An 8,996-nucleotide genomic window follows, 5' to 3' on the forward strand; every position below is an offset into this window, starting at 1 on the left:
CCGGGTCCGCTCGTCGTCGTGCCGGAGGCCCGGGATCGACCTCCTCCGAAGGTCGCGGTCGCCCCGAGGACTCCGGGCGGAGGACCTGAATTTCCCGAAGAACTCTCCGGGGTGTCCGTCGCGAGGATGGACCCGGCCGGGAGTGACGGAGTGGCCGTGGGACTCATGCCGGCCCTCGGGTAGCCCGCCCCGGAACTGCGCAGGGTGACAATGCGCTTTTGCTGCAAAACCTAAAGTGATGGCACTAACCTGCCTAGCGGTAAGGGCTGACGAGGGAAACGACTCCGGATTCCCCGATCCTTTCCGATCCCCGATCCCCGCCGGATCCCTCGATCAGCCCCTCCGGATTTCCTCTCCCCCGACAGGAGCTCAACCATGTCCTCCAACAACACGCTCACGCTTACCCGCACGCCCGACCTCCTGAGAGAGTACGAACCCGGCACTTTCTTCTTCACGTCACCGACCCGGACCCTGCTCGCCAGGGGAGTTCATCTTGAGGTGCCGGACTCGGGGGCGACGAGCCTGCACGGTCGCGTTTCCTCCGCGTTGAGAGACGCGGAGGAGTCCGGCCATCCCCACCCCGTCGCGGTGGGCGCGATCCCCTTCCGCGAAGACCGTCCCGCGCGCCTGCTGGTGCCCGCCGCCGTCTGCTGGACGAGTCCCCGGACCGGGGCGTCCTCCGTTCCCGAACAGGTGACCAGGGCGTCCACCAAACTTGGAGCGGTCCCGGACTCCGGTGACTACGTGCGCGGTGTGGAGAAGGCGCTGGCCAAGCTGACCACGGGAGAGCTGCAAAAGATCGTGCTGGCCCGCGCCCTGGACATCACCATGGGCGCCCCGATCGACGTCCGCAAGGTTCTGCGGAACCTGGTCCGCCGCGACCCGCAGGCGTACGGCTACGCGGTGAACCTGCCCCCCGTCACCGGTGCGGCCCGCACGCTGCTGGGAGCCAGTCCCGAACTGCTCTTCTCCCGCTCCGGCCGGCGGATCACGACGAATCCACTGGCCGGGTCCGCACCGCGCCACCCGGATCCCGTCGTCGACCAGACCCTGGCACGAGACCTGCTCTCCTCGGACAAGAATCTTCGCGAGCACGCCCTGGTGGTCGAGAACATCGTGGAGGCCCTGCGCCCGTACTGCAGCGACCTGTCCGTCCCCGCGGGGCCGTCGCTGCTGTCCACCGCCTCCATGTGGCACCTGTCGACCCGGATCACCGGCGTGCTCGACGACCCGGAGATCACGTCGCTGGAGATGGCCACCATGCTGCATCCCACGCCGGCGGTCTGCGGCACGCCCGCCGGTGCGGCGCGAGAGGCCATCGCGGAGATCGAGCCGTTCGACCGAGGCCTCTACGCGGGCCTGGTCGGATGGTGCGACGCGGCCGGCGACGGCGAGTGGGTCGTGACCATCCGCTGCGCGGAGGTCGCCGACCAGACCCTGAGGCTGTTCGCCGGAGCGGGGATCGTCGCCGGTTCGGTGCCGGAGGCGGAGCTCGCCGAGACCACCGCCAAGTTCCAGACCATGCTCCGCGCCGTCGGCCTGGGCTAGGGTCTCTCCATCCTCATTGGAGCGCTCCATCCTCCTCGGAGGCCTCCCCGTAATCTCCTGCGCCCACTCGCGGGGAGTCGGCATCGCCGACGACCGCGCGACCGTATGTCCCGTGAAGACCTCACGCCGAACCTCCCCTCCGGAACGCAGCTCCCCGCACGCGGGGACGGGCACAGCCGCCCCTCGTTCTTCGCTATCGCGGCGGCCGTGAACCCCGCCGGATCTCGTAGAGGGCATATCCGTGCCGAGACTCGCCAGGATCGTGGGGCGAGGAGTTCCCAGAGTGGCGTCATAATCCAGCCGGCTCAGGGGCGAGGGACAGGCCCTGCGCGGCCAGAAGCGCGCAGGGCCTGCGGATCACCCGGGCCGTCGTCGGCTAGGGGCGGAGGTGGGTGCGCTGCCCGTCGTGGTCGAGGATGCACAGGATTTCCGCCGGCCCGCCGTGGGCCCTTATGGCGTGGGGGATCATGGTGGAGAACTCTGCCGCCTGGCCTGTCTCGACCAGGATGGTCCGCTCTCCCAGCAGCAGCGCAACGGTTCCCGACAGGACGGTGAGCCAGTCCCTGCCGGGATGAACTCCCAGCTCGTCGGCGCCGTTCCCGAGGACCGGGCCGGTGATGCGCATCTTGGCCACGGTCACGCCGTGCGGCCCGGACTCCCGGCTCAGCAGCCAGACGGTCATCCCCCGCACCTCGTCGCGCTGCGGCCTGATGACCACGTCTCCGTCGTCCGCGGACTCCACCAGCTGGTCGAGCGAGGTCCCCAGGGCCCGGGCGAGCGCGATCAACTGGTCGAGGCTGATCCGCCGGTGGCCCGTCTCGATACGGCTCAGGGTGGAAGGGCTCATGTAACAGCGTTCGGCCAGGTCGTCGAGCGACCAGCCCCGGGCTGTGCGCAGCCCCCTGATGCGCAGGCGAACAATGCCGTCCACATCCCCTTCTTGCTTCATGCGCAAGATGGTATGCCCTGGACGCAAAGCGGTATTACGGTCGAAGCATGAAAAGCCAGCATCATCAGCACCATTCGGCGGCCGGGGCCGGCGACATCGCCATGGCCGAGCTCCTGGACCTCGACGCCGAGGTACTGCACGCGTATGTGTCCGACGTGACCGCCTGGCTCGAAGAGCTGGCCGGCGATCGGCCCCCGCGCCGGATCCTCGACCTGGGCAGTGGGACAGGTACCGGCACCTTCGCCCTGCTCAGGCGCTTCGAGCGAGCCGAAGCGACCACCCTGGACATCTCCCCCCACATGCTGCACCATCTCGGCGACAGAGCTCGCGGTCTCGGCATGGCCGACCGGGTCCGTGCCGTCCAGACGGACCTGGACGCGGCATGGCCGGACCTCGACACCGTCGACCTGGTGTGGGCGGCCTCGTCCCTGCACCACATGGCGGATCCCGATCACGTCCTGACCGAGGTCTTCGCCGCGCTCCGCCCCGGCGGGCTCCTGGTCGTGGTCGAGATGGACTTCTTCCCGCGATTCCTGCCCGACGACGTCGGCTTCGGCCGCCCCGGACTCGAAGCGCGCTGCCACGCCGTCCTGACCGCAGGACGGAGCGACGACTGGGGCCCGCACCTGTCCAGGGCCGGCTTCACCATCGAGGCCGAGCGGCCCTTCGCCATCGATCTGCGGCCCCCGTTCCCCGCCTCCACCGGCCGCTACGCTCAGGCGTCCCTGCGGCGCATCCGGTCCAACCTCGACGGCCGGATGAGCGCCGACGACCTGGCCACGCTCGACACCCTCATCAACGGCGACGGGCCCGAAGGCGTTCTGCGGCGCGACGATCTCACCGTCCGCACCACCAGGACCGTATGGGTGGCCAGGCGGCCGTAGGCCGGCCCACGCGGCGCCGGTGACGGGTCCCATCGGGAGCAAGCAGGACGCGGCCGGCTCCGTCCAGGACGATGGCGCGGGAGGCCTAGCCGGCGGTGAAGAACAGCGGGCTGGTCCATGCCTCGTGGCCGTCCGCCTGGACCGCGTGCACGTACAGGGCGCTGTCCTCTCCCCGAGGCGGACGGACCGAGAGCTCTCCGGTGAGGGTCGACGGTAGCCGGGCGGCGTCGGCGATCCGCTCGACCGTGACGTGGAGCCCGGCGCCTCCCAGCTCGCGACGGACCGGGCCCTCGGCGAGGTCGGCCAGGGGTACGCCGAACCGCTCGGTGCGGGCGTCCTCGGTGACGGTGGCCTCGATGGCGATCTCCGCGTCTCCGGCGGGATCCAGACGGAGCACCACACCCGTGTCGTTCCCGTACGTCGCGTTCGACCAGCCGATCCGCCCGCCGTCGACCGTGATCGTCTGCTCCCGGTGCATGGTCGCCCAGGGACGGGCGTCGAGAAGACCGGCTCCGGAAAGCCGGATGTTCCCGGTCCAGGACGCCCAGCGGTAACGGTCGCGGTGCCGGGCGCCGCCCCATCGGACCCTGACGAGGCCTGGCTCGTGACCCGCCTCGGCGTTCAGGTCGCGGTGCAGCACCGGTCCATGCGTGTCGTAGACCGTCACGCGGTCCCAGGGCGCGTCGCCGTACAGGGCGTAGGAGACGACGAGCTCCTCGTCCGTGGCCGGGTGTTCCTCGCCCATCCACCGGTCTCCGGCCCGCAGCAGGGCGACGGCCCGCGCACCCGTCGTCGCCCAGGTACGGCGTGCCCGCAGGGTGGCTCCGACCGAGGCGCGGGTCAGGTCGGGGGCCAGGACGCCGGTCAGCCCGCCCCGGCCGCCGAAGATGTTGGCGCCCGGCGCCCCGCTGCCGGGGCGTCCCCGGTGCTCGTCGCTGTTGGCGCTGACGCCGAGCCGCAGCCCGCGGCTCATGGCGTCCCGCAGGAACCACGGGCTGGTGCCCCACGCAGAGTGCACCTCGATGAGCCGTTCCAGCTCGGGATGGTGCCAGTCGAGAATGGCGCGCCGGCCGCCGACGTGCGGCATCAGCAGGTAGTCGTCCGGATTGGCGGCGTACGCCTCGTACAGTTCGGTGATCGGCCAGTGCTCGGGGGCCGGAGAGCGCGTGGTCATCGCGTCATGCCACTCCAGGGACCTGGCCAGCGTGGTGTCCTCGCCCAGGTAGATGACGTTGTGGTCGCCGCCCACCCCGGAGTTGCCGCACCACTCGACGCCGGGCAGGCACACGAACCGGCCGTCCTCGCTGACCTCCCGGCACAGCGCCACGACGTCCTGCCACGCCTTCTCGGTGATCTGGAAGTCGTTGGCCGTGTAGCCGAGCACGTCGAGGCCGCCGATCCAGCGGCCGTAGGCGAAGTTGTAGGCATTGTCCTGGGTGCCCACGGTGTCGTCGGAGTGCACGTGCAGGTCGGCGAAGTAGGCGCGCTCGCCGGGCAGCTCCGTCACCGTGTCCACGGTGCAGCCGGCCGTCAGCTCGCGCCCGTCGGGCAGACCCGCGGAGACGCGCACGTCGTGCGATCCGACCGCCTGCGGGGGAAGGTCGACGGTGGCCGTGGCCCAGCCTTCGGCGGCGAAGGCGTGAGGCGGGGAGACCCACGTGCCGCTGACGGCTTCGAGCCGCGCGGGGGCGCCGGAGGCCACGTTGCCCCAGGCGTCCTCGAGGTGGGCCCGCAGCGGTGCGGTCGCACCCTCGCGGACCAGGCGCGGTCCCGCCACGACGAGCCGTTCCGCTGCTCCGGCGACGATGTCGACGCTGACGTCGCCCACGTGTCCCATGCGTGAGGTGCCCAGGGCGTCCGCGTACATCCGGAACCTGAAAGCGTCCTCCACGAAGGTCTGCACCCGGGTGCCCGGGCCGCCGTGCCGCCGGTCGCCCAGCCGGATGACGATCTCGTCTCCCGGCCGTACGAAACCGTCCTCAAGATGGATGAGGAGAGCCTTCTGGAAGGGCCGCTCACCTCCCTTGACGTCGTACGCGGTCCGTAGCCGGCGCACGGTCGCGAGGCTGTCGGCCGACGCGCCGCCGAGGTCGCCGCGGTGCGTCAGCTCCGCCGTGGCGTAGTCGCGACCGTCGGGCCGGACGGTCTGCAGGTCCCAGTCGGAGTAGTACTTGAAGCACAGCTTCAGCCACCCGCTGTCGGCGATTCCCGAACCGCCCACGGTGTAGCGCAGCACCAGCTCGGTGACGTCTCCCGCGGTCAGCCCGGTGGTCTCGGTGGTCAGCTCGCCGAGAAACGGCAGCGCCCGTACGGCTTCGGTGGTCTCGCGGCTGACGGCGGCGTCGGTGCAGTCGTGGTAGCGGTGCTCGGTCTGCGGGCGCGGAGTGATCTCCGGCCTGCTCGACGGCGTGATCTCGGTCCTGCTCAACGGTGTGACCTCCGGCCTGCTCGACGGTGTGACCTGGGGCCTGTTCGGCGGCGTGGTCTCCGGCTCACTCGACGGTGTGACCTGGGACCTGTTCGGCGGTGTGACCTGGGGCGTGGTCATTCGGCGATCTTCTCCTTGCCCTCGGCCTGCAGTGCCGCGTTCAGGGGGCCCAGGTCGGCGAGGCCGCTCAGGTCGCCACCGGTCAGTACGCCGACGTCCGTCCCGCGGCGCCCGTACTCCTTGATCGTGGGCAGCAGGGGATCGACGGTGAAGGTCATGTCGGCCCAGGCCGCCCGCAGGTCCTCGTCCTTGAGCCCGCTGCCGTTGATCTTGGCGATGGCGGCGTTGGCCCTCTGGCTCGCCTGCGCGGGGTCGGCGTTGACCTGGTCGGTCTCCTTGATCAGACCGCGGAGCAGGGCGACGATCGTCTCCGGGTGCTTCTTGAGGAAGTCCGCTCGTACGAGGAGGTTGGTGGTGGTGAACCGGCCGTCGGGCCACAGGGAGCGTTCGTTCACGAGCACGTGCGCACCCCGGCTCACCAGGATGGCGGCGTACGGCTGGGGCACCCAGGCGCCGTCGATCGCGCCGCTCGCGTAGGCGGCCGCTATCTGGGAGTTGTCCTGGGGGGTGACGTGCACGTCGCCGTCACCGGAGGTGCTGGTACGCAGTCCGTGCTGCTTGAGCCAGTAACGGAGCTGGATGTCGGGCGCACCGCCCAGGGCCGGATCCGCGATCGACGTGCCCTTGAGGTCCGCGGCCGAGGTGATGCCGTCCTTGACCACGAGCTGAGCCCCGCCCGAGGTCGCGCCTGAAATGATCTTTACGTCGCCCTTGGTCTTGTAGAAGGCGTTGACCGCCGGGGTGGGGCCCACGAAGACCGCGTCGACCGCGTCGGACATGATCGCGGTGATCGCCGGAGGGCCGGAGACGAAGAGCGAGGGTTCGAGCTTCGCGTTCGAGCCCAGGGCGCGCTGGAACGTCCCGTCCTCGACACCCAGGATCGCCGTGGCGTGGGTGAGGTTCGGAAAGTAGCCGAGCCGCAGTCGCACCGGGCCGGCCTCCGGTGAGTTCGCCGAACAGCCGGTCATCGCGACCGCGACGACGAGGGCGATCGCGGTGGCGCGCAGCCGGGTCAGTGCGGGGCGAGGCATCTGTGCTCTCTCTCCTTGGCGCCGTGAGCAGCCGCTCACCATGGTTCTACCGATTCCCTACAGACTTACAGGGGAATATTCATGCGTCAAAGACATGAAAGAGCTAACAGTTATCACTGTGGTTGAATAATCAAATGGAGCTACGACAGCTGCGTTACTTCCGGGCGATCGCGCAGACGGGAAGCTTCAGCACCGCCGCGGCGGGGGAGTTCGTCGTGCAGTCCGCGCTGAGCCAGCAGATCCGCAAGCTGGAGGAAGAGCTGGGCGTCAAGCTGTTCGAGCGCACCACCCGCTCCGTACGGCTCACCCGGGCCGGGTCTCAGCTGCTCCCCCTGGCCGAGCGCGTGCTCAACGACCTCGATCTTCTCGGCGCCGAGGCGGACGCCCTGCGCGGAGTCGTCCGCGGCAACGTCACCGTGGGCATGATGGAGTGCCCGCCCCTGACCCTGGACATGGCGACGCTGCTCAGCGACTTCCACACCCGTCACCCCGGGGTCGAGGTGGCGCTGCGCAGCGGTGGCAGCGACCACATGCTCGAGGACGTCCGCCTGGCCAAGCTCGACCTGGCGATCCTCGGTCTGCCGCCGAAGCCGCTGCCTGGGCGACTGTGCGCGCGCACGCTGCTGGTCGAGGATCTCGTGGGGCTCGTGCACGTGGACCACCCGCTGACCGGCTCGGTTCCGGCTTCGGAGCTCGCCGGTGAGCGGTTCATCGACTTTCCATCGGGCTACGGGCTGCGCGAGCAGGTCGACCACGGCTTCGCCCAGGCGGGCGTGGCCCGCCGGGTCGTCTTCGAGGTCGTACGGGTCGAGGAGATGGTCAGGTTCGCCGCCCGCGGCCTGGGCATGACCGTGCTGCCCCGGTCGATCGCGCGATCCGCCTCCCGGCGTGCCCCGCGGTCGCGCGTGCTGGAGATCACCGGCGCGGACCTGCGCCGTACGGTGGCCCTCGTCCACCGGCAGGACGGGCCGGAGTCACCGGCGGCACGCGCCTTCTTCGAGCGCGCCGCGGACCTCCTGCCCGCGTCCTGATCCGCCCCGTCGGCGATCTCGAAGCCGGTGCGAATGTGCCGGTTTTCGTGTCTCCGCTCGCCGGAGCCATCTCGCCAGGGACGTCGGGCCGGCGCGAGAACCTGACCAATGGGACCTTCTGGATTCGGGGAGTGCGGCACTTGCCTGCCATATAACGTCCGTGTTATGACTTGGGGAGAGGTGGAGCTGGAACCCGAGGTCGACGACTGGTTCGACAGGCTCGATCAAGAGGATCAGGAGACGGCGTCGTTCTATGTTGATCTGCTGGCCGAGCGTGGTGTCCTCCTCGATGAGCCATACACCAGGCAGCTCCGAGGCAAGCTACGGGAACTCCGTTTCCATCTCGACCGAGAGTCGGTACGCATCAGCTACTGGATCGCACCGGGCAGGAGGATCATCCTGCTGACAGCGTTCCGCAAGCAGCGGATGCGTGAGACCGCCGAGATCGAGCGGGCGTGGCGGGCCATGCAGCGATGCGTCGCCCAAGCGCACACGGTGGATGAGGAGTGATTGACATGGGCGAGCGCAGAGCTTGGGCCGACAAGCGAGATGAGATCATGAGCCGCCCGGGTGCCGGGGCAGCCTATGAGGCGGCCCGGGTCCGTTTCGAGTTGGGTGAGGCCGTACGGCTTCGCCGCGAGGAGCTCGGGCTCACCCAGGCGGAATTGGCTGATCGTTCGGGCCTCAAGCAACCCGCGGTGGCGCGCTTCGAGGCAGGCGGAACGATGCCCACCATCCCCATGCTGGAACGCCTCGCCGAAGCCTTGGAAATGCGGCTCAGCGTTCAGTTCCAGCCACTTCGAGAAGCAAGCTGACAGTGCGTGTCGAAGAGGGGGATCTCTCGGCGGGTTACCGGGAGATCGCGGTGGTGGCGGGGATGATCCGGTAGTCGCGCTGGAAGACCAGGTTGTGAAGGTCGGCGGCGGTGATGGCACGCAGGGTGCACAGTTCGGCTGCCGCCTGCTCCTCGTCGAAGACGTTGAGCGGCCATTCGCCGACCGTGGC

The 8,996-nt window shown here is 69.7% G+C and carries 8 protein-coding genes; 5 read left to right on the forward strand and 3 right to left on the reverse strand.

All coding sequences use genetic code 11. From position 1 onward, the window contains the following. Positions 1 to 375 precede the first annotated feature (375 nt). A complete protein-coding gene (gene dhbC, locus DKM19_RS49140) occupies positions 376 to 1,548 on the forward strand; it encodes an isochorismate synthase DhbC (RefSeq protein ID WP_110705381.1) in 1,173 nt (390 codons plus the stop codon). 376 nt (positions 1,549 to 1,924) lie between these two features. On the opposite strand, the gene DKM19_RS49145 is transcribed toward dhbC, so the two are convergent. Further along, positions 1,925 to 2,479 (reverse strand): helix-turn-helix domain-containing protein, encoded by a 555-nt coding sequence (locus tag DKM19_RS49145; protein WP_369987698.1) that lies wholly within the window; start codon positions 2,477 to 2,479, stop codon positions 1,925 to 1,927. Positions 2,480 to 2,544: 65 nt separating this feature from the next. On the opposite strand from DKM19_RS49145, the gene DKM19_RS49150 reads away from it, so the two are divergent. Further along, positions 2,545 to 3,381: a class I SAM-dependent methyltransferase gene (locus tag DKM19_RS49150; protein WP_110705382.1), complete on the forward strand. Its 837-nt coding sequence runs from the start codon at positions 2,545 to 2,547 to the stop codon at positions 3,379 to 3,381. 85 nt (positions 3,382 to 3,466) lie between these two features. Here DKM19_RS49150 and DKM19_RS49155 read toward each other — a convergent pair whose 3' ends face one another. Continuing rightward, a complete protein-coding gene (locus tag DKM19_RS49155) occupies positions 3,467 to 5,929 on the reverse strand; it encodes a hypothetical protein (protein WP_204358593.1) in 2,463 nt (820 codons plus the stop codon). Beyond that, on the reverse strand, positions 5,926 to 6,960 hold the full coding sequence (locus DKM19_RS49160; RefSeq protein WP_162642398.1) for an ABC transporter substrate-binding protein: 1,035 nt from the start codon (positions 6,958 to 6,960) through the stop codon (positions 5,926 to 5,928). Before DKM19_RS49160 ends, DKM19_RS49155 begins: the two co-directional genes overlap by 4 nt. 134 nt (positions 6,961 to 7,094) lie before the next feature. On the opposite strand from DKM19_RS49160, the gene DKM19_RS49165 reads away from it, so the two are divergent. From DKM19_RS49165 to DKM19_RS49175, 3 genes are all read left to right on the forward strand, one after another. Further along, positions 7,095 to 7,991, forward strand: a complete 897-nt coding sequence (locus DKM19_RS49165; RefSeq protein ID WP_110705384.1) for a LysR family transcriptional regulator — start codon at positions 7,095 to 7,097, stop codon at positions 7,989 to 7,991. 165 nt (positions 7,992 to 8,156) lie between these two features. After that, positions 8,157 to 8,501 carry a type II toxin-antitoxin system RelE/ParE family toxin gene (locus tag DKM19_RS49170; RefSeq protein WP_110705385.1) on the forward strand — a complete coding sequence of 115 codons (345 nt, stop codon included), beginning with the start codon at positions 8,157 to 8,159 and terminating at the stop codon, positions 8,499 to 8,501. 5 nt (positions 8,502 to 8,506) lie between these two features. Then, positions 8,507 to 8,806 carry a helix-turn-helix domain-containing protein gene (locus DKM19_RS49175; protein ID WP_110706539.1) on the forward strand — a complete coding sequence of 100 codons (300 nt, stop codon included), beginning with the start codon at positions 8,507 to 8,509 and terminating at the stop codon, positions 8,804 to 8,806. Positions 8,807 to 8,996 lie beyond the last annotated feature (190 nt).

Origin of the sequence: Streptosporangium sp. 'caverna', assembly GCF_003203775.1 — a bacterium.
Lineage (GTDB): Bacteria > Actinomycetota > Actinomycetes > Streptosporangiales > Streptosporangiaceae > Streptosporangium > Streptosporangium subroseum.